Origin of the sequence: Methanococcus vannielii SB, assembly GCF_000017165.1 — an archaeon.
Taxonomy (GTDB): domain Archaea; phylum AGJL01; class Methanococci; order Methanococcales; family Methanococcaceae; genus Methanococcus; species Methanococcus vannielii.
The window spans coordinates 510,935-534,613 of the sequence record NC_009634.1 but is presented as its reverse complement, the minus strand read 5'-3'; the positions used below and the strand labels follow the sequence as shown (position 1 = coordinate 534,613).

The window sequence follows — 23,679 nt, the reverse complement described above, 5'->3', positions numbered from 1 at the left end:
TTAATCACCCTTTTCACTTAAAATCGTGTAAAATTTCTTGAGTGTTCTTTTAAGCGTTCTTATCCCTTCTAAATCCTCTAAAACACCGTTTTTTCCCCGATCTTGTGACCAAAATGTGGCCCCTAAGTTTGAACCAAAAGAACCGCCACTTATTGGAATAATTCCATTTAGAATATAAAAATCATGAATCGTTTTTAAGGATACTTCCTGCCCGCCATTTCTATCTCCTCCAATAGAAATGCCCATTCCATACTTTTTTTTCAAAATATCTGGATTTTTAGCAAAAATTGCCCTGCACCTATCAAATACTGTTTTTAACTGCCCTGAGATATTTCCATTGTAACAAGGACTTGCAAAAATAATCCCGTCAGCCCATTCAAGCCCATCATAGAATTCTTTCATATCGTCGTTATATACGCAACCTTCTTTTTTACGAATGCAGTAATCACAATGAATACAAAAAGATATTTTTTTCTGGGAAACTGAAACGTATCTAGTTTCAAAACCTCTTTCTTTTAAGTAGTCAAGAGCATAGTTTACTGCAAAATCTGTTCCTTCTTTCCTAGGGCTTCCCGATACTCCAAGAACCTTCATAACATACGCACCTTCCCAAAAAATTATATTTAAAGTTAGTTACCTAATAAACAGATAATTATACATAATTATTTTATTTTTATACTCACATTTATCATTTTTGATTATTCTTTAAAATAATTTTTCAAATTTTTAAATTAAGTTTATTTTATCGGGTTATATCTTCTTAGGAGAAGGGATAATCCAATAATTGTAAGGGAACTTAAAGTCATTGCAATAGCTGCAAGTTCGGGTTGAAATTTTATGTTGTAAGAATAAAGTGCACCTGCTGCAACAGGTATTAATATAGAGTTATATGCAAAAGCCCAAAACAAGTTTAATTTAATCTGTTTTAACACTCTCTTACTTAGTTTTACAAATCCTGTAACGTATTTTAAGTCATCTTTCATTAAAACAACGTCACCGCTTTCAATTGCGATATCTGTTCCACTGCCAACTGCTATTCCAACATCAGCTGTTGAAAGTGCCGGTGCATCATTTATACCATCACCAATAAATTCAACGTATCCTTCAACGCTTTCTTTTATTTTTTTAACGATTTCAGCTTTCTTTTCGGGAAGAACATCAGAATATATATTTTTTTCCGAAATTCCAACGCTTTTACCAATTACTTTTGCAGTTTTTTCATTATCGCCTGTTATCATGTAAGATTCAATACCTAATTCTCTAAGTTCATCAATTGTGTTTCTTGCGTTTTCTTTTATTTGATCTGATATTGCAATTAATCCTTCTACGCGGTTATCAATTGCTAAAACTACGACAGTTTTTGCGTTTTCTTGTAATCTAGAAATGTTTTTTAAATAATATTCATCAATTTTAATATCATTTAATTCAATTAAGCTTGGATTCCCAATTACGACAGTTTTTTCATCAACTGTTCCCTTTAAGCCCATTCCAGAAATTACTTCAAATTCCTTTGGATTTTTAAATGAAATATTTAATTCCTGAGCTCGTTTAACAATTGCTCGACCAATTGGATGTTCAGAATCCTTTTCCATCGACCCTGCAATCATTAATAGGTCATTTACCGGCATTTTAGAAACTATTTCATCTACTTCAGGTTTTCCTTTTGTAATCGTTCCAGTTTTGTCAAAAATCATGCATTTTAAGTTTTCAGATACATCAAAAACCTTACTATCTTTAATTAAAATTCCTAATTCTGCCCCCCTTCCAATACCAACAGTAATTGCAGTTGGAGTTGCAAGTCCAAGGGCACAAGGGCATGCAATTACCATTACGGATATAAAAGTAGTTACTGAAAGAAGTATACTATCTACAAAATACCAGTAACTTGCAGATGCAATTGCAATTATAAATACAACTGGAATAAAGTATGAAACGACTTTATCTGCTAGATTTTGAATTTTTGGCTTTGAACTTTGGGCATTTTTAACAAGTTGGATTATTTGGGATAACAATGTATCTTTTCCAATTTTTTCAGTAGTTACTTTTAAAACTCCGTTTTTGTTGATTGTCCCAGATATCACCGTATTTCCAATACTTTTTGAATTTGGTACCGGTTCACCAGTAATCATGGATTCATCAACATATGAAAAACCTTCAAAAACACGTCCATCAACAGGAATTTTCTCTCCTGGACGTATAACTACAAGGTCTCCAACTATAACTTCTTCTATTGGTATTTCTACTTCAATTTCATCCCTAATAACTTTTGCAGTTTTTACTTGAAGCTTTATTAATTTTTTAATGGCTTTTGAGGTTTTTCCTTTTGCACGCTCTTCTAAATATCTTCCAAGGGTTAAAAGGGTTGCAAGCATTATTGTAGTATCGTAAAACATGAAGTTCATTGGAAGTAGTTTTAGGGTTACTAAAATTGCAGAGAGGTAAGAAACCCCCATTCCAAGAGAATACATTACATCCATGTTCAATGTTTTGTTTAAAAAAGAATTGTAGCCTGATTTAAAAATTGGCATTGCAACGTAAAATAAAGGAGGTAGCGAAATTAAAAATGCAACGTATATTTTATACGGAATTGAGATATACATCAAAGAGAATAGTACAATTGAAAACAAGGAACCAAAAATTGTCCGATTAAATTTTTCTTTTAAGTCCATTTCACGTTTTTTTTCATCATCAACTACTTCTTCAAAGTTTCCAAGTACATTATATCCTAATTTTTCAATTTTTAAAGTAATGTCGGCAATACTTAAAACTTTATCGTCAAAAATAATGCTAACGCTCTCTTCAAGAAGGTTTACACTAATTTTAGATATTCCTTCCATTTTAGATACTGACCTTTCAATTGTGTTTGCACAAACGGCACATGTCATTCCCGAAACTTTTAGTTTAGTTTCCATAAATTTCTCCCGATTTTAATAATTTACACTTTTTTAGCAGGATATAATTCAAAAGCTTCATTTTTTAAGATATCTTTTTCATTTAATATATTTTCATCATAAGTTATTATTCCAGTATTATCTTTAAGATTAATATCTACATTAATTATTCCATTAAGGTCGCTTAACAAATTCTTAATTGTTTTTATGCACATTTGGCAGCTCATGTTTGATAGTTTAAGGTTTAATTCTTTCAAAGTTTCACCAAAGTTATTTTTAGATAGTTTGATATTGTGTGTATATATTACTTCTGAAAAAATTTTTAATATATAAAGCCCCACAATATCGTGAAACTTAACAATTGATACTACTGAAAAAGGTTATTTTGAATTTAAAAGGTTTTCACGAACCCATGTTTGAAATTCCTCATTTGAATCATCAACAGCTATTTTTAAAATTACCGGAGTTTCATATGGGTGTATTTCATCAATTAATTCTTTTAACGAATCCCATTTACTTTGCACAGTTTTTAAAAATGCTCCAACTTCCATTTTAACTTCAATAGTACCGTTTTCAAGGTAGTGTGACTCGTGTTTATTTAAATTTGCACAAACAATCATTTTCTTCTCTAAAAGATATTTGACGATAGAACGTGCATTTTCAATTGTAGGAAATGTTGTGTATACCATTAGTGGTTTCCCCATTAAAATCCCCCAAATTACATTTTTGAAAGTTTTTTACCAAATTCATAACATTTTTTTAAGTCTTCTTCTTTTGGAACAAATCTTACTGTTAAACATTCATCATCAACGTTTTCAAACGAAATATTATTAAATATATTTTTAATATGCAGTGTTGCACTTTCTGCCCAACCGTATGAACCAAATGCAACAGCTATTTTTTTACTAGGCTTTAATCCTTCCATGTATTTTAAAAATTTGGCAACTTCAGGGTAAATATTGATATTTAAAGTAGGTGAACCAATAAGTACATATTTTGCATCAATAATTTCGTTCATAATCGCACTTATATCTGAACGGGATAATTTGAATATTTTAACGGAAATTCCGCCTTCAACAAGTCCTTCTGCAATTGAACAGCCTATTTTTTCAGTCGAACCATACATTGAATCATATACAATAACTGCTTTTTCTAAAACTTCGTTTGAAGCCCATTTTAAGTAACATTCCTTAATTTTTTGAACATCCTTTTTCCAAATAACTCCATGTGAAGGACATACGAGGTCAATATTTAGTGAATCTACTGTTTTTATGGCATTTGGAATTAATGACTTATAGGGTAATAAAATATTTGCAAAATACTCTTTTGCAGATTCAATACAGCCGTCAACTTCAAAATCATACCTTTCAAAAGAAGCAATGTGCTGACCAAATGCATCATTTGAAAATAATATTTTATCTTCAATAGCGTATGTGACCATATTATCAGGCCAGTGCAGCATTGGAGTTTTTATAAATTTAAGATTCTTTTTGCCTATATTTAATGAATCATTAGAATCAACAATTATAAATTCCCAATTTGTTGTATCATAATGTAAATTCAAATGTTCTTTTGCCTTTTCGTTTGTTATAATTTTTGCATTTGAAATTTTAATTATTTTTTCCAAAGAACTACTGTGATCCATCTCAACATGGTTTACAACAATATAATCAATTTTTTTAGGATCTATTATTTTTTTTATTCTATCCAAAAATTCATCAAATAAATAATGTTTCACAGTATCGATTAAAACGACTTTTTCATCAGTTATTAGGTATGAATTATACGTTGAACCGTTTTTTGTTTCATAACCATGAAAATCCCGAATGTTCCAGTCAATGGCCCCTACCCAGTAAATATTTTCTTTTAATTTTTCAGGCATTAAATCACCTCTAAAAAAATGAAATATTTTAAAAATTATACTGTTTGAAAAAAATTTAAAATTCAATTACTGTATATCCGCTATCTAAATAGTTTTTAAGGCTCACATGCCCATGAAGCCTGTTTTCAAGCTCTACTTTTCCCTTTATTTTTTCAAGTACTGAAAACATGCTTGAACAAGCTTCACAAGCTACAAATGTATCTTTTAGCCCTTCAACGTGTGATTTTAAAGGATGTTCAGGGTTAAATAGTTCATTAAGCCATTTAACACCTTCACCTTCAAAAACAATTTTTACTAAATCCCCTTTTTTCTTCATTTCGCTTGCAAAAAGTAATACGTGAAACATTACTGGAATATATGGTTTTCCATCTTTTTCATAAGTAAATACTAAAAAACACTCTTTCATAATTTTTACCCTCCCTCAAAATAATAAATAGACAAATTATTAAATTTAAAATTTACTTTCTTCAGGTCTTTTTCCAGCAATTTTTGGATCGAATCCTTTAAAACCACATTCTGGAGTATAGCAACTTACATCGTAAAATGTACATGCTTCCCCACAATTTGGACATTTTTCTGGAACTGTATCCGCTTCAAATAGGTATCCACAGTTTGAGCATTTCCACCATACCATTTCAATCACCATTTTTACATTTAACTTAATTACTGTTCTAACGGGGCGCTTCTGGTTCTTTTTCCAAGTTCTGAATCAAGAATCATCAAGTATTTTTTATCCTCTTCAAAAATGGATAATTTATCAAGAATGTCTCTAAAAGATGCTTCTTCTTCAACTTGTTCCGTTACAAACCACTGTAACATTACTGAAGCACTATGGTCTTTTACTTCAAGTGCGATATCCATTAATTTATGGATTCTTCCAGTTACGTATTTTTCATGGTTTAATCCCTTTTCAAAGACATCTTTTACCGTTTTCCATTTAATTTCTGGTTTATCAATTGCTTTTAATTCTAAAGTTTCCCCCCTATCATGCAAAAAATTGTAGAATTTCATTGCATGATCTACTTCTTCTTGTGCTTGAATTGTCAGCCAGTTAGAAATACCTTTAAAACCTTTTGAATTCATGTAATTAGACATTGCAAGGTAAAGGTACGCAGAATAAAGTTCTTTATTGATCTGCTCTTCTATTTCATACCTTAATTTTGAATCCATATATTTCCCCTCAAAATATGAGTTTATTTAATACTACAGCTTTTTGAAAGTTTCATTGCAAGGTCTTCAGCGTTTTTTATTGGAAAATCACTTTCATTTAAAAACTTAACGAGTTCACTTGCTTCTACGTCTCCACAAGGCATTGAAATACCACAAGGAAGTGCATTTCCAAGTTCAATCCTATTACTTATCGGAAAGACTTTTTTATCCTTGAAATAATCTGCTAAAATTAATTTAAACTGTTCTATGTCCTTTAAAGCACTGCTGAGTGGATGGTTTGTAGTTATCATTAAATCACCAATTTTTAACATCTATTGAATTTTTACTTCTTTTTCATACTTCCATGGCCCATGTAAGTTACAGAACATGTATGCAACTAGTTTTAGGGTTCTTCCAACATGTTCTTCGTTTGGAGCTTTTACGTTTACTACCACATCTGGTTTAGCATACTGTGTTAATTGAACCCTTAAAAGAGGGTATTCTTCAACATTTAGCTCTATAAATTGTATGAAGTGCCCGTCTTCCATTGGATGTTCTACTCCGGCAGTATGGATTTTTACTTCATAAATTTCGTTTGGTTTAACTGTATCTTTACATTCAATCATTGGAACATGTTTTTTTTCAAAATCAGTTCCTTCTTTAAGTGTTTTAGCAGTTACGTGGCTCACAATATCCCTCAAATATATTATAACTTGTTAAGAACTTTCATTGCTTTTGTAAATGCAGGCATTCCAGATGTTAGTAATACAACCCTTAATGAATCTACAATTTCTTCTTTTGTAATGTTAAGTTCATTCATTCCGCTTCGCATCTGTTTTTCAGTTGCTAAATCGTCCCCAGTTGCAGCAATAATTCCTATGGCAATTAATTTTTGAGTTTTATAGTCTAAAACTTTTCCCGTATACGCAACTTTGTTTAATTCAACAACTGCTCCGTAAATATCGGGATAACTTTCTTTTACGAATTTCATTCCTTCTCCAAAAAAAATTCCTTCTTTCATGTAAGTCCCCTCCTTTGAAACTCTAAATTTGTAATCCAAGCTTTTCTATTAGTGGATTTGCAGGAATAAAGTGTAAGTCAAGTGCAACTTCTTTTGGACTCATGCCCATTGCCATACCTAGTAACTGCGCATAATGCACAACTGGAAGGTTATATTCTCTTCCAAAAGTTTCTTTTATTTCAATCTGACCCCTATCAAACTGTAGGTGACAAAATGGGCATACTTCCGTTACACAATCTGCCCCAGCTTCAATCATACTTTTAATTTTGGTTTCAGCCATTTCAAGTGCAACTTCAGGGTTTCTCGCCCTCACTCCACCACCTGCTCCACAACACATATTTTTGTCTTTATAGTATATTGACTTTGCCCCAATTGCTTTGACAAGTTCATCAAGAGACTTTGGATTTTCTGAACTTTCAATATGTTTTACATCAGTCGGCTTTAAATAGTGGCACCCGTAGTGGACTGCAACGTTTATATCAAGCGGTTTTTCAACTTTTTCAGCAATTTTTTCAGGCCCGTAATCAAAATAAAGGACTTCTGTAAGGTGTTTTACATTAGATTTTCCTTTAAACTCCAATCCATATTTTGAAAGAACTTCATTTACTTTTTCACGTGCACTTTCATTTTCGTGTAATATATGGTTTGCTTCAAATAATGAGCCGTAGCACCCGTTACAAACTGTTAAAATATCCAAATCTGCTTCTTCTGCCATTACAATATTTCTTGCAGCAATTGTAAGCCATGTCATAAGGTCAAATGAACCAAATACTCCCGGAGCAGGGCAGCAAGATGCTTTTTCAAATGGATGAAGTTTTATTCCAAGCTTATCAAGGGCTTTGTACGTTGCACTTTCTATTCCGGGATACCTATTTGGTGCAATACATCCTAAAAAAAACATGTATTCAAAATCTGCTTTAGCCATAAGTTCACCCCCTTCCTAATATTTTGATTTTTTAACTTTCAAAGGTTCTAAATCCATAGTTTCCCTACAAATTCCTACTTTTTTACAAAATTTCAGGTCATCCATTATATCTCTTACCATTTCGAGTGCTTCAGGATATTTATGAGTAGTAGGCGGAATTTCAGTTAAACCAATTGCAAGTCTTGCTTTTTTTATTTCATCATTTACTGGAACTGCGTGGCCAGTTTTAAATACTAATAAACTGGTTTTTCTATGTGGTTCAGCAATATATCCTTCTTCTGCAGCAATATTTCTGATTGTTTTGATAATATCGGTTATTTTTACCTCCCTTGGACATTTTTCATAACATTCATAGCAAGTTGTACACATCCAAAGGTCATCACTTTTAAGCAGGTTATCCATTCCAGAAAGTGCACTCCTTATCAATTTCCTTGTTCTAAGGGCAGTAATTCTACCACTTGGGCACGCTCCAGTACAGGTTCCGCACTGGTAGCATTTTTGAAAAGAAGATGCATTATTGGCGCCAAATACTTCTTTTCCAGCGTCAACTATTTTTTTTGGAAAATTAGGATTAAATTCACTAGATTTAAAAACCATTCGCTTCACCTCCCTTATAGTTTAATTTTTCTTTGAAACTGGATATATATTTGACTAATTTATTCACCTATTATATAGGTATATAATAGGGTATTGGATAATAATTAATAATATAAAAGGGGATTACTAATCTATAATTATCATAATCAATAATGATGATTAATTAATAACGATAAATATTAGTTTTCTATATACTTACGTATAATTTCAATCGAGTTAGATTATTATAAATTACTTTAAAAGTGAGAATCATGTACGAAGGAGAAATCGCAATTGGGCCTGTTCACGCAACAATGCTTGAACCGCATCGTTTAAGACTTTTTATTGAAGATGAAATAGTAAAAGATGCTGAACTTACAATTGGTGTAAACCATAGGGGTGTAGAGAGGTTAATGGAGGGACTTCCCGTTGAAAAAGCATGTATATTGTGCGAAAAAATATGCGGAATTTGTTCACACATTCACCTTTGGAGTGCTGCAAGGGTTGTTGAAATCGGGTGCAAAATTGAAGTGCCAGAACGTGCAAACCATATACGGCTTATTGTAGAAGAATTAGAGAGGCTACATTCCCACACACTACTTTTTGGACATGCTTTTGAAATTTTGGGTCATGAAACAATGTCAATGAGAAGTTTCATGTTAAGGGAGCCCATAATGCAGTTATTTTTTGAAATATCCGGAAACCGAGTTCATTATTCATGCCCCATTATTGGGGGTGTACGGCCAAGATGCAATATTTCGGATAGCCAAATTCCAGTTATACTTGATCGAATTGAAAAATATGAAGAAGGACTTACTAAATTGATAAACCGGACATTAAATGACCCGATGATTGTTTCAAGGGTTAAAAATATTGGTATTTTGGATAGAAAAACCGCTGCAAAATTTCATGCAGTGGGCCCGACCGCAAGGGGGAGTAACATAAAATCAGACGTAAGAAAAATGGGCTATGTTCCTGAATACGACCCTTATGAATTTGATGAAATATTGCTTGATGGCGGAGATGTACTTTCAAGAGTTGCTGTTAGATTTTACGAGTGTTTTGAAAGTATAAAAATCATCAAGCAGGCAATAAATATGCTAAAAGACTGTAAAGACAATAGAATTTACAATCCAAACTATGAACTCCACAAATTTAAGCCAATTGATTGTTATACTGAAGCACAGAGGGGGGAACAATACTACTCCTATGGGCTTGATGATGAGGGGCAAGTAAGACAGGCAAAAGTAAGGACTCCAACTGCAACAAACCTTGGAGCAATGGAAGAAATTGTAAAAGGTTACCATGTAAGCGATGCAGAATTAATTATCGCAAGTTGCGACCCATGTTTTACTTGTACTGATAGATTAATGGTTTTAAAAGAGCCATTTAAAAAATAATTTTTTTACGTTTTAAGGTGGTTTTTTGCTTATAAAAGACGTCATGAACGAAGACTTTTTAACGTTTTTACTTAATGATATAGCTGGAGAAGTAATTCAAAAGCTTTACAAAAGTAAAAAAAGCTATGCAGCAGTGGTCGAGGATGGAAAGATTGTAGGTTGGATTACATCATTAGACTTACTTACTGGTTGTAAGCATGTAAAAATTGAGGAAGCAATGTTATTTTTAGATGAAATTAAGATTTTAAGTCCAAACGATGAATTAACTGACGAATTAATTCTTAAAATGATTGAAAACGAAGTTTTTGCTTATCCTGTTGTAGGCGAAAATGATAAGATTATTGGCACATTGAGTGTTTTTGACATTTTAAAAATATTAAAATATTAAAATATTTTTCATACTTTTTAAAATTTTAAAAAAGAAGAATTTAATACTATTTTTATAAGTTATTTTATAAGTTATTTATTTTAATTATCTTAAAGGTCTCTTGGGTCGATAATTTCCCCCTTAACTGCACATGCAGCCGCAGTAATTGGCGATGCAAGATAAACGTCTGATTCAAGCGAACCTTCTCTCCCCCTAAAGTTCCTGTTTGATGTTGCAATACCAACTTCTTTAGGCCCTAAAAGACCGTACAATGCACCCATACATGCAGAACATGAAGGGTTTGTTACAACACAGCCGTACTTATAGAATTTCTGAATTAATCCTTCATCAAGTGCTTTTAGCATTACACTTCTTGAAGCAGGCGTTACTATAACCCGGATATCTTTTGAAATTCCCCCGTGTTTTTCAATTACGTTTAAAGCTGCCCTTAAATCTTCTATTCTTCCGTTTGTACATGAACCAATAAATACTTGGTCAATAGGGGTTCCTGAAACTTCTCTAACGGTTTTTACATTATCAACATTATGTGGGCACGCCATTACGGGTTCTAAGTCATTTACTTCAATTTCAAACTTTTCTTCATACTCTGCATTTTTGTCCCCAATGATTATATCAAAAGGCCTTGCTGTGTTATTTTTTTCCATTGCAGTTTTAACATACTCTACTGTTTTTCTATCCGGTTCAATTAAGCCTGCTTTTCCGCCCATTTCAATTGCCATGTTTGACATCGTCATTCTTGATGCAATTGTCATTTCTTTTACGGTTTCACCAGCAAACTGTGCAGCTTTATATGTAGCACCGTCTGCACCAACCATTCCAATTATACTTAAAATTATGTCCTTAGACATTACTTCCGGCTTTAAATGTCCAGAAATATTAAAATACATTGTTTCTGGAACTTTGAACCATAATTCTCCTGTTGCAAATACTGCTGCCATGTCTGTACTTCCAATGCCTGTTGCAAATGAACCAAATGCACCATAAGTACACGTATGGCTGTCTGCACCAACAATTACGGTTCCTGGAACAACATGACCTTTTTCAGGTAGTACTTGATGGCATACTCCTTCCCTTATGTCATAAAAATGCTTAATGCCCTGCTCTTTTACAAAGTTTCTCATTAATATATGGTTTTCTGCAGCATTGATACTGTCTGCGGGGATTTGGTGGTCAAATGGAATAACTATTTTTTCATTATCCCATACTTTTTCAATACCTTCTTTTTTCAGCGTATTTACTGAAAGCGGGCCAGTGATGTCATGAACCATTGCAGTTTCTACTTTTGCCATTACGATATCTCCAGGTGAAACCTGACTATTTCCTGAAGCTTTTGCCAAAATTTTCTCAGCTAGTGTCATTACCATGATATACCTCCATATAGAACCATAAAATAAATAAAAAGTAAATATTTGGAAAGTATTATATATCAGAACTATTTATTTATTTCTACAAACCAGATTTAGCAGTTGTTTTTTATTATGCGAGGTGCGAATATGATGGACACACAAAGACCATTAGATGCTTTAGGTAAGTCAATTAACACAAATGTTACTGTGTACTTAAAAGACGGTAAACTTGTTAAGGGAAGACTAAAAGCTTATGACTTACACATGAATGTTGCATTAGAAAATGCAAAAATTGAAAGTGATGAAGAAAAAGAATTCCCAATGTTGGTCGTAAGGGGCGACAACGTACTTTACGTATCACTATAATACATTATTTTAATAAATAATGTATTAAAAGCATTATTTTTAGTACCCTATGAATATATCGTGAAATCAATAGTTAGTTTTTTATGTGATTTCGACATATCAAAAGAGGAAGAAGATAAACACGGTGAAATAAATGACAAAAGGAACACCCTCCCAAGGAAGACATAATAAAGGTTCAAACCACATAGTATGCAGAAGATGCGGTAGAAGAGCATACCATGTTAGAAAAAAAGCATGTGCAGCATGTGGATTTGGTAAAAGCACCAAAATCAAAAGATTTGCATGGAAATGGAAAAAAGTAACAGGAAAAGGAAATAGATTAAAATAATACCATTTCTTTTTTACTTAAAATTAAATCCTGACTACCTTTTTTGAAACGCTTAAATATTAGTTTAAGTTAGTTATTCTATCAATTTTATTCGTGATATCATGTGTGGAATCTTTGGTATTTATTCTCATGAGAAAAGTAATATCGTCAAAAAAGTTTATTACGGGCTTTATGCACTCCAACACCGAGGTCAAGAAGGTGCAGGTATTGCAGTAGGTAATGGTAAAGAAATAGGGTATTATAAAGGACTAGGGCTTGTTCCAGAAGTTTTTTCAAATAAAAATCTTCAAAATTTGTATGGACATATTGGAATTGGCCACGTTAGATACTCTACAACTGGCGGAAACATAATTGAAAATTGTCAGCCTTTTGTTGTAAATAGCTCTTTTGGAAAAATTGCAATTGCCCATAATGGCGATATTGTAAATTCCTCAGAATTAAAGCGAGAACTCGAAAAAAATGGGCATATATTTGTTTCATCAACCGATTCGGAAGTAATTGCGCAACTTTTAGTAAGGGAACTTTTAAAAGATGACGATATAATATCCGCAATTATGAAAGTTACAGAAAAACTAAATGGTGCATATTCTCTTTTAATAATTTACGATGATACCCTAATTGCACTAAGGGATCCGAAAGGTTTTAAACCACTTTGTATTGGAAAAGATGAGGGTGCATACTATTTTAGCTCAGAAAGTTGCGCGCTTGATATAGTAAACGTTGATTTTGAAAAAGATGTTTCCCCCGGGGAAATGGTTGTTATTAAAAATAATGAAATGAAAACTTACAAACTTCCAAATTCAAATGGCAATGCATCAACATGCATGTTTGAATATGTTTATTTTGCAAGACCTGATTCAGTAATTGATGGAATAAGTGTTTATGCCGTTAGGAGAAATATTGGGCGGATTCTTGCAAGGGAAAATCCAAATAATTCTGACGTGGTTTCCCCAGTACCTGACTCGGGAATTATATTTTCACAAGGATATACTGAAGAAGCAAGTGTTCCATACTACGAAGCTTTAATTAAAAATAGATATATTGGAAGAACATTTATTCTTCCAACCCAAGAAGAACGAGATTTAGCGGTAAGACTTAAATTAAATCCTGTGAAACACCTTTTAAGGGATAAAAAAGTAACATTAATTGATGACAGTATAGTACGAGGTACTACCTCTGGAAAAATTATAAAAATGGCAAGAAAAGCAGGTGCAAAAGAAGTACATTTAAGAATAGGCTCTCCAAGAATAGTTTCACCATGTTTTTACGGAATAGACATGGCAACGACAAAGGAATTAATTGCAAGTTCAAAAACAGATGAAGAAATTTCAGAATGTATTGGTGCAGATTCTGTTGCGTATTTAAGTATTAATGGATTAGTAGAAGCGATTGGACGAAATGACCTTTGTTTAGCTTGTTTAACTGGGAAATACCCGACAGACGTTTCATGTAAGTTTAACTGCGAAAAATAATATATATTTTAAAATTTAAAAAATAATTATTTTTTAAATTTTGAAAAAATGCTTCTTTTTAATTTTTCAAAAAAACTTTCATTATATATCTCTTCAATTTTTTCTAAATCCACGTAAGAACCAGTTACTTTTAATGCAAGTTCAGTATATGCTTTTGAAGCAGGACTTTTTGGACTGTACTGAATTACGTCCATTTTTTTCAAAGTTGCACTACGAATATTTGGGTCTTCTGGAATTACGCCTATTATTTTTTCTTCTAAAATCATCTCTATTTCGTCAGGCCCCATTTCACCAAAATCTTTTCCGGTCCTATTTAATACAATTCCTAAAATATTAGTTCCTGCCATTTCCCCACTTTCTTTTATTTTCATCGCATCTGCAATTGAAAAGAGTTCAGGGGTTACTACTAAAAGGATTTTATCAGCAATTGCAAGGTGAATTGCCATATCCTTATTTAATCCTGCGGGGGCATCGATAATTACATAATCGTAATCATCAGAAATTTCGTTAACAACTTCAGGGAATAAATCAAGGTCTGATTTTTTATAGCCTGAGATTGAAAGACTTGCTGGAAGAATGTAAGCTCCAGTTTTATGTTTATAAATTGCATCCTTTACATCGCATTCTTCTGCAAGAACTTCATGAAGTGAGGGGTTATTTTTTTCAAAATCGAATATTAGGCCCAAATTAGCCATTGAAACATCCCCATCAATTACTAAAGTCTTTTTACCAAGTTTAGATAATGCAACAGCTAAATTTGCAGAAGAAGTAGTTTTTCCAACGCCCCCTTTTCCAGAAGCTACTGTAATAATCATTAAATCACCGCAGATAACAAAATAATTCTTAAAACAACTATGATTATTTAATTTTTAAGTATTTGTATTTAGCCATCATTTGAAATTTAAAAAACTATATAATTTACTAACAAATAGTATTCTTATATTTTAATTAAATTAAATTAAACAATTTATTAAAAGGTATAACTATGGAAAATATACTTTTAGGAATTGTTCAAGGTCTTACAGAATTTTTACCAGTTTCAAGTTCTGGACACCTTGCAATTTTTACTGCGATATTTAATAAAACGCCGGATGTTGGCTACTTTGCATTTTTGCACCTTGCAACATTTTTAGCCGTTGTTATATTTGTTAAAAAGGAAATATTTGAAATAATTAATGGGGTTTTTAAAAAAGATGAAAAATATATTACACTTTCATTAAAGCTCTTTGTATCAATGATTCCAGCTGCAATTGTAGGCATATTTTTTGAAGACTTTATAAAGTCTATTTTTTCTGAAACATTTTTTATAGGCGTCTTTCTTGCAATAACTGGTGTTTTTATGCTTTTATCGGATAAAATGGATAAAAATTTAAAAACAATAACAAAAATTCCGTATTTAGATGCATTTATAATTGGAATTTTTCAGGCTTTTTCAGTACTTCCGGGAATTTCTAGAAGTGGATCAACACTATTTGCAGCACTACTTTTGGGTGTTAAAAAGGAAGATGCCGTTAAATATTCATTTTTAATGAGTTTACCGGTAATTTTTGGGGCAGGAGTTTTAGAAATGCAAAAAACAGTAATTACAAAAGAATATGTTTACGGATTTATAGTTGCATTTTTAACGGGTATTTTAGGGCTTCATCTTCTTAAAAAAATGGTAATTGCTGGAAAGCTAAAATTTTTTGGATATTACTGCTTTTTAGCCTCGTTATTTGTTATTTTTTATATATAATACACTTAAATTTTTAAATATTAATTTACTATTAAATTATTTAGTGGGGACATTATTATGGAAAAAAAGAGGATAATAATCACTTTAATTTCGCTATTTATCGTTTTTGCAGGATGTTTGGGAAATAAAGACCCTGAATCATATTATATTAACGGAGTTGAAAAATACAATTCTGGAGATTATAATGGAGCAATTTTTGCATTTGACAGCGCAATTCAATTAAATCCTGAAGAAACAAAATACTGGCTTATGAAAGGAAAATCCCTTTATGGTCTTCAACGATACGAAGAATCTGCTGACTGTTATGGCTATATACTAACCGTAATCAAGGACGAATATAATAAAGATGTCTGGGCAGAACTTGCAAAATCACTTGATAATATCGAAGGAAAAGAATCTGCCGCAGAAAATGCTAGAGCAAGGGCAAAATAATTTTAAATAATAAAATATTACTTTTAAATGTATTTTTCAATTTCAAAGAGATTTGGGAACTTTAAAACATCTTCACCAATAATTATTGGGAAAATTTCTTCTTTTTTAACATCTTTTAAGTAAGGGGACATGAAATTGCCCTCAATTTCATTAATTTTAACTCCTGATACGATATTTGAAAATGCGGGAATTAATAATATTTTAAAGTCTTTTTTTGAAATTTCAAGGTATGCAGAAAATCGTTGTTTATTTATTTCTAAAACCGGATGTTCATGACCCATAAGTAAAAGGTTAACGTTTTCAAAAGAATTTTGAAATTTTTTGTCACCGTGAACAAATAAAATTCCATTTTCAAAAAAATATTCTACAATTTTAAATCTTGTATTTTCCTTTAACACGTATTTTGCCATTATATCATGATTTCCCAATATCAAAATAACTTCAATACCTTTTAAAAGGTTATCCATTTCATTGACTATTTCATAAACTTTAGTTGGAACTTTTTGAAAGTGGTGCAAGAAATCTCCCAAAATTATAAGTTTTTTTGGATTAAATGTTTTTATTAAAATTTTTAACCGATTTAATAGCTCTTCTTTTTCATTTAGCGGAAATAATATGCCATTTTTTCTGAAATGTTCTTCAATACCAATATGTATATCTGAAATTACAATAGATTTTGTTTCATCTAAAAATACTGCATTATCCATAAACTGAATTGAATGGTTATTTATTTCCATAATCGCTCACTTTTTTACCGTTTTTTCATATTCAATCATTTTTAAAACCATCTGGTGAAAATCTTTTAAAAGCTGATTTTTATTTTCCGCTAGAATAGAATCGCTTGCATTAAGAGTTGCAATCCCAAAACTCATTGGTGTTGGGATTGGTACATTTATTATTGAAAGCTTTAGTTTTCCGGTTTGAATTTCGTTTAAAACTTCTTTTAAGTTGTCAATTTCAAGGCTATCTTCAATTATTTCACGGTATGTTTCTTCAAGGGGTGCAAACTTATCCAGATTTTTAGCGTAATTAATTAAAAGGTCGGCATTTACTTGCTGTTTTTTTGCAGACTTTTTCTTTCCAATGTAATTTCTTAAAATCATGAGACTCCTAGTTGCATTTATTCTAAACATTCTTTTTAAAAGATTTGTTCCATTAAGGGCCTGTTTTAAGACATAACTAATATTTTCAGGATTCAAAGAGTTAACAACATCTAAAATATCGATTTTCTGATTTTTTGAAAATTCTAAAGAAAATCCAGTATCAGAAATACTTACTAAGACACCTATTCGATATTTTTTACTTAGAGTATATGCAATGGCCCTACTTAGTCCATCATTAAATTTTCTACCATAGTTACTGTGGAAATAGTAGTGCATTTTTTTATCGTATATATGGCCTTCAATAACCATTTTGTTTAATGTACTGACGCTTTCATTTCCTTTATACTGAATTTGCTGTTCAAATAATCCATAAAGACTTTTTAATGCACTGGTATCTAGCGGATAAGTCGATAAATACTCCATAAGCAATCCGGCATTATATTTTGATACGGCCTGTTTTTTAAATAATAAGATATTTCTTCCAAGTTCATAACTTAAGGGGAGCCTTTCGGAGTACCAACTTGGAATATTTGGCTTTTCACTAGTTTTATCAACATAGACTTTACTTCCACGGCGGTATTGGAACTTTAAATGTTCGCCCCCAAGGGTAAAAACATCGCCTTTTTCGAGCCTATCAAGATATTGTTCATCTAATTTTCCAATCCAAATGGTAGTGCCCCTTAAATAAACGTCACAACTAAAATCATCAGGTATTGTTCCTATATTCATGTAATAAATTATTCTTGCAGTTCGTCCCGACTTTCCTATGATTTTTGTTACTGGGTCGTACCATATTTTTGAATATATTTTTCTTTCGTCCATTCCAACGTGAGAAGCAGTCATATAATTTAAAAGAACGTCAAAATCACCATCTTTAATTTCGTGATACGTGTAACTTCGTCTAATAATTTTTTTGACTTGCTCTAATTCAATATACTGGTTTATCGCAATTCCGTAAACATGCTGGGTTAAAACGTCAATTGGGCATTTAGGGATATGTATTTTATCAATAAACCCTTCTGTAGCCTTTTTTAACATTACGGCACACTCTAAAAGCTCATCACGATCAAGTGCAATAATTCTACCCTTTGCAATCCTACCTATTCCATGTCCTGAACGCCCGATTCTTTGGAGCATGGTTCTGACACTTTTTGGACTCCCAATCTGGATTACAATGTCGATATAGGGCATATCAATTCCTAATTCGAGACTGCTACTTGTAGTTGCAAATTTTACCCTTCCAGTTTTTAACTTATCTTCCAATTCAACCCTTTTTTCTTTTGAAAGACTTCCATGATGACATCCGCTATTTTCATCATTATATTTTGAAGGGTATCGCTTTCTAAGGTTATATAATACTTTTTCAGCCCCTCCTCTAGTATTTGTAAATATCAATGTACTTTCATGCGTTTGAATTAGGTTGTCAAGTGCTCCATAAAGCTTTTCTGAAATTTCATTGGGATTTTTATCTATTAAATCATCAACAGGACACATTAATTTTAAATCGTAACCCCTTACAAATCTGGTGTCTACTATTTCAACGGGGCGCTTGTTTCCATCATCGTAATATCCTCCAAGATAATCTGCAACTTCTTCAAGTGGTTCTACGGTTGCACTACAACCTATTCTTAAGAATTCAGTTTCTGTAATCTCCCTCAATCGTTCAAGGCTTAAACTTAAATGTGAACCCCTCTTACTATCGGAAAGTGCGTGTATTTCATCAATAATTACCCATTGAATAGTTTTTAGTTTCTCACGAAATTTCGGCGAATTTAGAATAATTGCAAGGGTTTCAGGTGTTGTATTTAGTATATGGGGGGTTTTATCAAGCATTCTTGATTTTTCATAATTTGAAGTGTCGCCATGCCTTATTGAATGCCTTATTCGCCCTATTTCTTTTCCTTCGTCTTTTAAAATTTTTTGAATTTCTGTTAACGGTTCTTCTAAATTTAAGTGAATATCATTTGCAAGGCTCTTTAATGGGCTTATATATAAACAATATATGCTATTTTTTAGCCCTTGTGTCTTTTCAATTCTAAAAAGTTCGTTAATAATTCCAATAAAACTGCTTAATGTTTTTCCACTACCTGTCGGACTACAAATCAGCGTATTTCTTCCAAAATGGACTCTTGGGATTGCCTGTCTTTGAGGGGGCGTAAAATAACCTTCATTAATATATTTATACTTTTCAAACTTATTTAACCACCATTTTTTAACTGCGGGTTCAAATAAATCGAGAATTTCGCTGTCGGAATTAATTCCAAATGGATATTTTTGATCTTCTGAAGAGTTTAAAGGCCCTAAGGCAGTTAGATTGATGGTATCACCAAATTATGTTATTTATCTTGTAAAAAACGTAATTATATATTATATAAAAATCATTAAAAAAATAGTTTACTAACCGTCTATTAACTCGGACGGTTTTTTAGGATTTTTTATTAAATTTACTTTTATTGCATTTTTTGGACATACTCCAACACATATTTTGCAATTATGGCAATCTGAAAGGTCAAATACGTAATACTTGCCTTCTGCATCAGCTTTCCATATTCTTGGGCCTTTTGGGCACTTATCATAACATTTCTGGCATCCAATACATTTTTCCCTATTAACGATGATTTCTACCGTCATTTTACCACGTCTGATTTTATACTTTGGCACTTTTAGTTCTAAATACTAGTAGTATTGAAATATATTTAATTTTAACCATACTATATTCGTCAAAATATGTAAAAATAACACCTAAAACGTCAGGATTTATTTTTTAAATATTAAATATTAAATATATTCTAAAAAAAGTTAAATATATTTTTTAATTATCTCATTCATTTTTTTAGCTGAAAAAATAATGTCATTAGCCCCTACAATGGCAGAAACTACCGCAACCCCTGAAACACCGCACATCAATACTTCTTTCACGTTTTCATGGTTTATACCTCCTATCGCAACAACAGGAAGATTTGAACAGTTTGATAATTCTTTTAATCCATTTAGTCCGAGGTATCGTGCATCCAACTTCGTATTTGTGGGGTAAACTGAGCCAACACCTAAATAGTCGGCCCCTTCACTTTCTGCAATCTTCATTTCATTTATATTGTATGCAGATGCACCAATTATTAATTCGGGTGCAATTTCTTTAATTTTTGAAATCGAAATGTCATCAATTCCAACATGAATACCGTCTGATTTTACGGCTTGTGCTATATCTAGCCTGTCATTTACAAAAAACAATGCATCGTATTCCAATGTTAGTTTTCTGATTTTTTGCCCTACCTCTACCATTTCACGAGTGTTTGACGACTTCATTCTAAGTTGTACTGCAGTAGCTCCTCCTTTTAAAGCCTGTTCAACTGAATAAACTTCACAGGAGTATTTTCTGTCAGTTATTACGTAAAATTTTAATTTATTTTTAAATGTCAATTCTATTCACCTTAGCTTTTTCTAAAATCAACTTTTCATCAATTCTATAAAGCCAGTCGTACAATTTTGCTTGAAAAGTTCCAGGATAAAATGATTCTTCAAACGCCATTTCGGCAGAAATTCCGTAAGTTACAAGTCCACTAACAGATGCTTTCAATGGTTCTTCAACTGCTAAAAATGCACCTATTATTGAAGTACTTGCGCAACCTGTTCCAGTTACCTTTGAAAGCATTTCGTGACCATTTGAAATAGAATAAATTTCTTTTCCATTGCTTACATAATCTATGGGCCCAGTTACTGTTGAAACAGTGTTAAACTCCTTTGAAGCATTTTTTGAAATATTTAAAGCTTCATTATTATCGTAAACTGCACTGTCAACACCTTTGGTTTTTCCATGCTCCCCTAAAAGTGCAGAAATTTCTCCAAAATTTCCCCTTAAAACAGAAACGTTTCCAATGTCTAATAATTTTAAAGCAGTATTTGTTCTTAACTTTGTAGCTCCTGCTCCAACAGGGTCTAAAATTATTGGTTTTTTTAAATCGCTTGCAATTTTCACTGCTTTTTCCATTGATGGAATCCAGTATTCGTCAAGTGTACCGATATTGACCACTAAGGCACTTGAAATTGCAATCATTTCTTCTAATTCTTCCTTTGCATGCGCCATTACGGGCGATGCCCCCAGTGCTAAAAGTGTATTTGCGGTAGAATTCATTACAACGTAATTTGTAATGTTTTGGACAAGAGGACTTATTGTTCTAAGTTTAGTCAGGTTTTCTGCAATAAATTTCATTCTTTTCACCGTTTAATATTCCCCCTTCTAAATAATACAATCCTTAAAGTTATTTAAAAACATTTCGGTAATTTCTGCAAAGTTCTTTCCGAAAAGTGTATGATATATATTCATATTAGGTACAAAACTGATGAATAACGTATATATATTAAATGTTTTTTAATGATAAAATACGAATTAAGGAATATTTAAAACGTGCGGTGATTTTAATGGATGAAAAAGATATGAAAATACTAGATTTTTTAATTCAAGATGGTAGAAAACCATTTACTGAGATTGCAAAAGAATTAAACACTAGTGAAAGTTCAGTTAGAAAGAGGGTAAAAAAGATGGAAGAGGATGGCGTAATAAAAGGATATTCTGTAATGGTTGATACTCCAAAAATGGGATATACGGTTGTTGCACAGACTGGGTTTGATACAAATCCTGAAGACTTTTTATCGGTTGCACAGGAGCTATGCACATTTGAAGAGGTAAAAAAAGTTTTCACATCAACAGGGGATCACATGATAATGACTGAAATATGGGCAAAAAATGGAAAAGAGCTCTCTGAAATTATATTTAATAAATTAGGAAAAATTAAGGGAATTAAAAAAGTATGCCCCGCAATAATACTTGAACAATTAAAATAACAAATTACTTCCATCAACTTTTATCAAAGGTTGAAAAGTATTATTTTATTTAAATACTATTTAAAATACCTTTCTAAAATCCCTTTTAACATTTTAGCATGTCGTGCTTCATCTCTTGAACTTTCTTCAAAGAAATCATGGGCATGTTCAATTCCCTCTTTTTCAGCTAAATCTGCTGCAGATTTTTTTTCTTTATTTGCCATCATTTCGCCTTTAAGCATCATTTCAAGGTTTTCTTTTAAAGTATGGTTTATTACACCATTCATCTCAACGAATTTTGATGCATGTTCGGCTTCTTCAAATGCAATTGTCTTTAAAACTTCTGCAATTTCGGGAAATCCTTCTCTTTGTGCTTGTCTTGCCATTGCAAGGTAAATTCCAACTTCTAAACATTCACCGTTAACATTTGCAGAAACTTCCTTTTCAAGAACCGTATCTTTTGAAATGCCTATTTTATGCTCGTTTAATAAATCCATGATACTCACCTAAATTTTATTACTTTAAAAAAGAAAAAGTTTTTAAAATATATTCTATTTTTAGCCAATTTAAAAAATGGGCGTTAAATTTTCAATTAAATTAATATATATTTTAATTTAATTTTATACCTAGCCTTTTTCCAGCATTGTAGCATTTTTCAAGCTCTTCTTCTTTTGGAACATAAATTACTTCATAGGAATCATCAAGGACTTCAAAACCACATTCTTTTAAGTCTTTTCCAATAAGTTTTGCAGCGCCCCCTTTACCACCCATTGATCCAAATGTAATTGCCAACTTCTTAAGTCCCGTTCTATCAAACCTTAAACCTCTTAAGTAATACATTAAATCTCCAATACTTGGATATGGCTGGTCATTAATTGTAGGGATTCCAAATAAAACTGCCTTACTGTCAAGAATATCTTTTACAATTTCACTTCTTTCATCGTTATGTAAATTATAAATTACAACATCAATTCCCTCAGATAAAAGTCCTTCAGCAAATGCGTGAGCCATTTTTTGAGTCGAATAGTGCATTGTATCATAAACAATTGTGGCTTTATTTTTACATTTTCCAGTTGCAAAATCTTGATATGCAGAAATTACTTTCATAGGGTCAGTCCAAATCTGCCCATGAGATGGAGCAATCATTTTTATATTTTCAAGTAGCCCTAAAGAAATAACCTGCTCAAACTTCTTTAAAACAAGTTTTGACAATGGGGTAATCAAATTTGCATAAAATTTCTGGTTTGCATCCATAAGAACATTTTCTGGAATTTCATTATCAAATCTTTTAGTGTAGCATAGGTGCTGACCAAATGCATCATTTGAAAATAATATTCCTTCTTCACCATAAAGTGTAAACATACTATCAGGCCAGTGTAAAAGTGGAGCTTCTAAAAATGTTAAGGTTTTTCCACCTAAATCCACACTTTCAAGGGATTTTACAACTTTAAATGGAGCATCTTTTAAGCCAGTATAGTGTTTTTTAAGCCCTTCAACAGCAACTTCCGTACAGTAAATATTGGATTCTGGAAATTTTTTTGTAATTTCAACGAGTGCCCCACTATGGTCTTTTTCAACGTGATTTTGAACGATTACATCAATATTATATTTTCGCCCTTCTTTTTCAAAAGCATCTTTAATTCTTCCCCACATCTGGGCAGAGGTTCCGGGGTAAACGTTATCAATTAAAGCTACTTTTTCAGTTCCAAATACTAAATATGCATTATAAGTAGTTCCCTTTAATGTGTAACCGTGGTATGACCTTATATCCCAGTCATATGTTCCAACCCAGTATACGCCATCGCTTATTTTTACTGCATCTGCCTTCATATCCTTCACCTTCG

General features: G+C 32.0%; 30 protein-coding genes. 8 read left to right on the top strand and 22 right to left on the bottom strand.

Translation table 11 applies throughout. The annotated features are described in order from the left end of the window. From MEVAN_RS02480 to hdrC, 13 genes are all read right to left on the bottom strand, one after another. Positions 1-594 carry a flavodoxin family protein gene (locus MEVAN_RS02480; protein WP_011972296.1) on the bottom strand — a complete coding sequence of 198 codons (594 nt, stop codon included), beginning with the start codon at positions 592-594 and terminating at the stop codon, positions 1-3. Between the two features lie 143 nt (positions 595-737). Continuing rightward, complete coding sequence (locus MEVAN_RS02475) at positions 738-2,912, bottom strand: heavy metal translocating P-type ATPase (RefSeq protein ID WP_011972295.1); 2,175 nt, start codon at positions 2,910-2,912, stop codon at positions 738-740. 23 nt (positions 2,913-2,935) lie between these two features. Beyond that, the gene (locus MEVAN_RS02470) at positions 2,936-3,148 is read right to left on the bottom strand and encodes a heavy-metal-associated domain-containing protein (RefSeq protein ID WP_048059129.1); all 213 of its coding nucleotides are present in this window, start codon (positions 3,146-3,148) and stop codon (positions 2,936-2,938) included. A 123-nt stretch (positions 3,149-3,271) separates the two neighbouring features. Then, on the bottom strand, positions 3,272-3,595 hold the full coding sequence (cutA, locus tag MEVAN_RS02465) for a divalent cation tolerance protein CutA (protein ID WP_011972293.1): 324 nt from the start codon (positions 3,593-3,595) through the stop codon (positions 3,272-3,274). A 14-nt stretch (positions 3,596-3,609) separates the two neighbouring features. Continuing rightward, positions 3,610-4,773 (bottom strand): FprA family A-type flavoprotein, encoded by a 1,164-nt coding sequence (locus MEVAN_RS02460; protein WP_011972292.1) that lies wholly within the window; start codon positions 4,771-4,773, stop codon positions 3,610-3,612. Positions 4,774-4,828: 55 nt separating this feature from the next. Next, on the bottom strand, positions 4,829-5,179 hold the full coding sequence (locus MEVAN_RS02455; RefSeq protein ID WP_011972291.1) for a DsrE family protein: 351 nt from the start codon (positions 5,177-5,179) through the stop codon (positions 4,829-4,831). A gap of 45 nt (positions 5,180-5,224) precedes the next feature. Continuing rightward, the gene (locus MEVAN_RS02450) at positions 5,225-5,407 is read right to left on the bottom strand and encodes a rubredoxin-like domain-containing protein (RefSeq protein WP_011972290.1); all 183 of its coding nucleotides are present in this window, start codon (positions 5,405-5,407) and stop codon (positions 5,225-5,227) included. A gap of 29 nt (positions 5,408-5,436) precedes the next feature. Next, on the bottom strand, positions 5,437-5,943 hold the full coding sequence (locus tag MEVAN_RS02445) for a ferritin (RefSeq protein ID WP_011972289.1): 507 nt from the start codon (positions 5,941-5,943) through the stop codon (positions 5,437-5,439). Positions 5,944-5,966: 23 nt separating this feature from the next. Continuing rightward, the gene (locus tag MEVAN_RS02440) at positions 5,967-6,233 is read right to left on the bottom strand and encodes an MTH865 family protein (RefSeq protein WP_048059128.1); all 267 of its coding nucleotides are present in this window, start codon (positions 6,231-6,233) and stop codon (positions 5,967-5,969) included. Positions 6,234-6,254: 21 nt separating this feature from the next. Then, complete coding sequence (locus tag MEVAN_RS02435; protein ID WP_011972287.1) at positions 6,255-6,611, bottom strand: class II SORL domain-containing protein; 357 nt, start codon at positions 6,609-6,611, stop codon at positions 6,255-6,257. 17 nt (positions 6,612-6,628) lie between these two features. Then, positions 6,629-6,943, bottom strand: coding sequence for a carboxymuconolactone decarboxylase family protein (locus MEVAN_RS02430; RefSeq protein WP_011972286.1), 315 nt, complete (start codon positions 6,941-6,943; stop codon positions 6,629-6,631). A 22-nt stretch (positions 6,944-6,965) separates the two neighbouring features. Next, positions 6,966-7,868, bottom strand: coding sequence for a CoB--CoM heterodisulfide reductase subunit B (gene hdrB / locus MEVAN_RS02425; RefSeq protein WP_011972285.1), 903 nt, complete (start codon positions 7,866-7,868; stop codon positions 6,966-6,968). Between the two features lie 15 nt (positions 7,869-7,883). After that, the gene (hdrC, locus tag MEVAN_RS02420; protein ID WP_011972284.1) at positions 7,884-8,465 is read right to left on the bottom strand and encodes a CoB--CoM heterodisulfide reductase subunit C; all 582 of its coding nucleotides are present in this window, start codon (positions 8,463-8,465) and stop codon (positions 7,884-7,886) included. A gap of 251 nt (positions 8,466-8,716) precedes the next feature. On the opposite strand from hdrC, the gene MEVAN_RS02415 reads away from it, so the two are divergent. Together MEVAN_RS02415 and MEVAN_RS02410 are read left to right on the top strand one after the other, a co-directional pair. Further along, positions 8,717-9,844: a hydrogenase large subunit gene (locus tag MEVAN_RS02415; RefSeq protein WP_011972283.1), complete on the top strand. Its 1,128-nt coding sequence runs from the start codon at positions 8,717-8,719 to the stop codon at positions 9,842-9,844. A 25-nt stretch (positions 9,845-9,869) separates the two neighbouring features. Continuing rightward, positions 9,870-10,232, top strand: coding sequence for a CBS domain-containing protein (locus MEVAN_RS02410; RefSeq protein ID WP_011972282.1), 363 nt, complete (start codon positions 9,870-9,872; stop codon positions 10,230-10,232). Between the two features lie 89 nt (positions 10,233-10,321). On the opposite strand, the gene MEVAN_RS02405 is transcribed toward MEVAN_RS02410, so the two are convergent. Beyond that, complete coding sequence (locus tag MEVAN_RS02405) at positions 10,322-11,596, bottom strand: 3-isopropylmalate dehydratase large subunit (protein WP_011972281.1); 1,275 nt, start codon at positions 11,594-11,596, stop codon at positions 10,322-10,324. 129 nt (positions 11,597-11,725) lie between these two features. Between MEVAN_RS02405 and MEVAN_RS02400 the strand changes: the two genes are divergently transcribed. From MEVAN_RS02400 to purF, 3 genes are all read left to right on the top strand, one after another. Further along, positions 11,726-11,944, top strand: a complete 219-nt coding sequence (locus MEVAN_RS02400; protein ID WP_011972280.1) for an LSm family protein — start codon at positions 11,726-11,728, stop codon at positions 11,942-11,944. Between the two features lie 133 nt (positions 11,945-12,077). Beyond that, positions 12,078-12,272, top strand: coding sequence for a 50S ribosomal protein L37e (locus MEVAN_RS02395; protein ID WP_011972279.1), 195 nt, complete (start codon positions 12,078-12,080; stop codon positions 12,270-12,272). Between the two features lie 101 nt (positions 12,273-12,373). Next, a complete protein-coding gene (gene purF / locus MEVAN_RS02390; protein WP_011972278.1) occupies positions 12,374-13,744 on the top strand; it encodes an amidophosphoribosyltransferase in 1,371 nt (456 codons plus the stop codon). Between the two features lie 26 nt (positions 13,745-13,770). On the opposite strand, the gene minD is transcribed toward purF, so the two are convergent. Beyond that, positions 13,771-14,559, bottom strand: coding sequence for a cell division ATPase MinD (gene minD / locus MEVAN_RS02385; RefSeq protein ID WP_011972277.1), 789 nt, complete (start codon positions 14,557-14,559; stop codon positions 13,771-13,773). Between the two features lie 170 nt (positions 14,560-14,729). Between minD and MEVAN_RS02380 the strand changes: the two genes are divergently transcribed. After that, complete coding sequence (locus tag MEVAN_RS02380) at positions 14,730-15,479, top strand: undecaprenyl-diphosphate phosphatase (protein ID WP_011972276.1); 750 nt, start codon at positions 14,730-14,732, stop codon at positions 15,477-15,479. 57 nt (positions 15,480-15,536) lie between these two features. Further along, positions 15,537-15,911 (top strand): outer membrane protein assembly factor BamD, encoded by a 375-nt coding sequence (locus tag MEVAN_RS02375; RefSeq protein WP_011972275.1) that lies wholly within the window; start codon positions 15,537-15,539, stop codon positions 15,909-15,911. Between the two features lie 23 nt (positions 15,912-15,934). On the opposite strand, the gene MEVAN_RS02370 is transcribed toward MEVAN_RS02375, so the two are convergent. The 5 genes from MEVAN_RS02370 to thiM form a co-directional block, all read right to left on the bottom strand. Further along, positions 15,935-16,648, bottom strand: a complete 714-nt coding sequence (locus MEVAN_RS02370; RefSeq protein WP_011972274.1) for a metallophosphoesterase — start codon at positions 16,646-16,648, stop codon at positions 15,935-15,937. 6 nt (positions 16,649-16,654) lie between these two features. Continuing rightward, entirely contained in the window at positions 16,655-19,273 is a 2,619-nt protein-coding gene (locus tag MEVAN_RS02365; RefSeq protein WP_011972273.1) for an ATP-dependent helicase, read from the bottom strand. Between the two features lie 138 nt (positions 19,274-19,411). Next, positions 19,412-19,645, bottom strand: a complete 234-nt coding sequence (locus tag MEVAN_RS02360) for a 4Fe-4S binding protein (RefSeq protein ID WP_011972272.1) — start codon at positions 19,643-19,645, stop codon at positions 19,412-19,414. 168 nt (positions 19,646-19,813) lie between these two features. Further along, complete coding sequence (thiE, locus tag MEVAN_RS02355) at positions 19,814-20,434, bottom strand: thiamine phosphate synthase (protein ID WP_011972271.1); 621 nt, start codon at positions 20,432-20,434, stop codon at positions 19,814-19,816. Beyond that, positions 20,424-21,224: a hydroxyethylthiazole kinase gene (thiM, locus tag MEVAN_RS02350; RefSeq protein ID WP_011972270.1), complete on the bottom strand. Its 801-nt coding sequence runs from the start codon at positions 21,222-21,224 to the stop codon at positions 20,424-20,426. The genes thiE and thiM overlap by 11 nt, the downstream gene beginning before the upstream one ends. Before the next feature lie 209 nt (positions 21,225-21,433). On the opposite strand from thiM, the gene MEVAN_RS02345 reads away from it, so the two are divergent. Further along, the gene (locus MEVAN_RS02345) at positions 21,434-21,856 is read left to right on the top strand and encodes a winged helix-turn-helix transcriptional regulator (protein ID WP_011972269.1); all 423 of its coding nucleotides are present in this window, start codon (positions 21,434-21,436) and stop codon (positions 21,854-21,856) included. 56 nt (positions 21,857-21,912) lie between these two features. Here the strand turns inward: MEVAN_RS02345 and MEVAN_RS02340 are convergent, their stop codons facing one another. Together MEVAN_RS02340 and MEVAN_RS02335 are read right to left on the bottom strand one after the other, a co-directional pair. After that, on the bottom strand, positions 21,913-22,332 hold the full coding sequence (locus MEVAN_RS02340) for a ferritin-like domain-containing protein (protein WP_011972268.1): 420 nt from the start codon (positions 22,330-22,332) through the stop codon (positions 21,913-21,915). 112 nt (positions 22,333-22,444) lie between these two features. Next, positions 22,445-23,665, bottom strand: a complete 1,221-nt coding sequence (locus MEVAN_RS02335) for an FprA family A-type flavoprotein (protein WP_011972267.1) — start codon at positions 23,663-23,665, stop codon at positions 22,445-22,447. Positions 23,666-23,679: the final 14 nt, after the last annotated feature.

Bases quoted from the DNA above. Each gene is read 5' to 3' on its own strand.
- MEVAN_RS02395 (WP_011972279.1), top strand. From the start codon at position 12,078: ATGACAAAAGGAACACCCTCCCAAGGAAGACATAATAAAGGTTCAAAC.
- MEVAN_RS02445 (WP_011972289.1), bottom strand. From the start codon at position 5,943: ATGGATTCAAAATTAAGGTATGAAATAGAAGAGCAGATCAATAAAGAA.
- MEVAN_RS02345 (WP_011972269.1), top strand. From the start codon at position 21,434: ATGGATGAAAAAGATATGAAAATACTAGATTTTTTAATTCAAGATGGT.
- MEVAN_RS02450 (WP_011972290.1), bottom strand. From the start codon at position 5,407: ATGGTATGGTGGAAATGCTCAAACTGTGGATACCTATTTGAAGCGGAT.
- MEVAN_RS02475 (WP_011972295.1), bottom strand. From the start codon at position 2,912: ATGGAAACTAAACTAAAAGTTTCGGGAATGACATGTGCCGTTTGTGCA.
- purF (WP_011972278.1), top strand. From the start codon at position 12,374: ATGTGTGGAATCTTTGGTATTTATTCTCATGAGAAAAGTAATATCGTC.
- MEVAN_RS02370 (WP_011972274.1), bottom strand. From the start codon at position 16,648: ATGGAAATAAATAACCATTCAATTCAGTTTATGGATAATGCAGTATTT.
- MEVAN_RS02400 (WP_011972280.1), top strand. From the start codon at position 11,726: ATGATGGACACACAAAGACCATTAGATGCTTTAGGTAAGTCAATTAAC.
- hdrB (WP_011972285.1), bottom strand. From the start codon at position 7,868: ATGGCTAAAGCAGATTTTGAATACATGTTTTTTTTAGGATGTATTGCA.
- MEVAN_RS02440 (WP_048059128.1), bottom strand. From the start codon at position 6,233: ATGATAACTACAAACCATCCACTCAGCAGTGCTTTAAAGGACATAGAA.
- MEVAN_RS02380 (WP_011972276.1), top strand. From the start codon at position 14,730: ATGGAAAATATACTTTTAGGAATTGTTCAAGGTCTTACAGAATTTTTA.
- MEVAN_RS02375 (WP_011972275.1), top strand. From the start codon at position 15,537: ATGGAAAAAAAGAGGATAATAATCACTTTAATTTCGCTATTTATCGTT.
- hdrC (WP_011972284.1), bottom strand. From the start codon at position 8,465: ATGGTTTTTAAATCTAGTGAATTTAATCCTAATTTTCCAAAAAAAATA.
- MEVAN_RS02480 (WP_011972296.1), bottom strand. From the start codon at position 594: ATGAAGGTTCTTGGAGTATCGGGAAGCCCTAGGAAAGAAGGAACAGAT.
- MEVAN_RS02405 (WP_011972281.1), bottom strand. From the start codon at position 11,596: ATGGTAATGACACTAGCTGAGAAAATTTTGGCAAAAGCTTCAGGAAAT.
- MEVAN_RS02430 (WP_011972286.1), bottom strand. From the start codon at position 6,943: ATGAAAGAAGGAATTTTTTTTGGAGAAGGAATGAAATTCGTAAAAGAA.
- MEVAN_RS02415 (WP_011972283.1), top strand. From the start codon at position 8,717: ATGTACGAAGGAGAAATCGCAATTGGGCCTGTTCACGCAACAATGCTT.
- cutA (WP_011972293.1), bottom strand. From the start codon at position 3,595: ATGGGGAAACCACTAATGGTATACACAACATTTCCTACAATTGAAAAT.
- MEVAN_RS02360 (WP_011972272.1), bottom strand. From the start codon at position 19,645: ATGACGGTAGAAATCATCGTTAATAGGGAAAAATGTATTGGATGCCAG.
- thiM (WP_011972270.1), bottom strand. From the start codon at position 21,224: ATGAAATTTATTGCAGAAAACCTGACTAAACTTAGAACAATAAGTCCT.
- MEVAN_RS02335 (WP_011972267.1), bottom strand. From the start codon at position 23,665: ATGAAGGCAGATGCAGTAAAAATAAGCGATGGCGTATACTGGGTTGGA.
- MEVAN_RS02455 (WP_011972291.1), bottom strand. From the start codon at position 5,179: ATGAAAGAGTGTTTTTTAGTATTTACTTATGAAAAAGATGGAAAACCA.
- MEVAN_RS02460 (WP_011972292.1), bottom strand. From the start codon at position 4,773: ATGCCTGAAAAATTAAAAGAAAATATTTACTGGGTAGGGGCCATTGAC.
- minD (WP_011972277.1), bottom strand. From the start codon at position 14,559: ATGATTATTACAGTAGCTTCTGGAAAAGGGGGCGTTGGAAAAACTACT.
- MEVAN_RS02340 (WP_011972268.1), bottom strand. From the start codon at position 22,332: ATGGATTTATTAAACGAGCATAAAATAGGCATTTCAAAAGATACGGTT.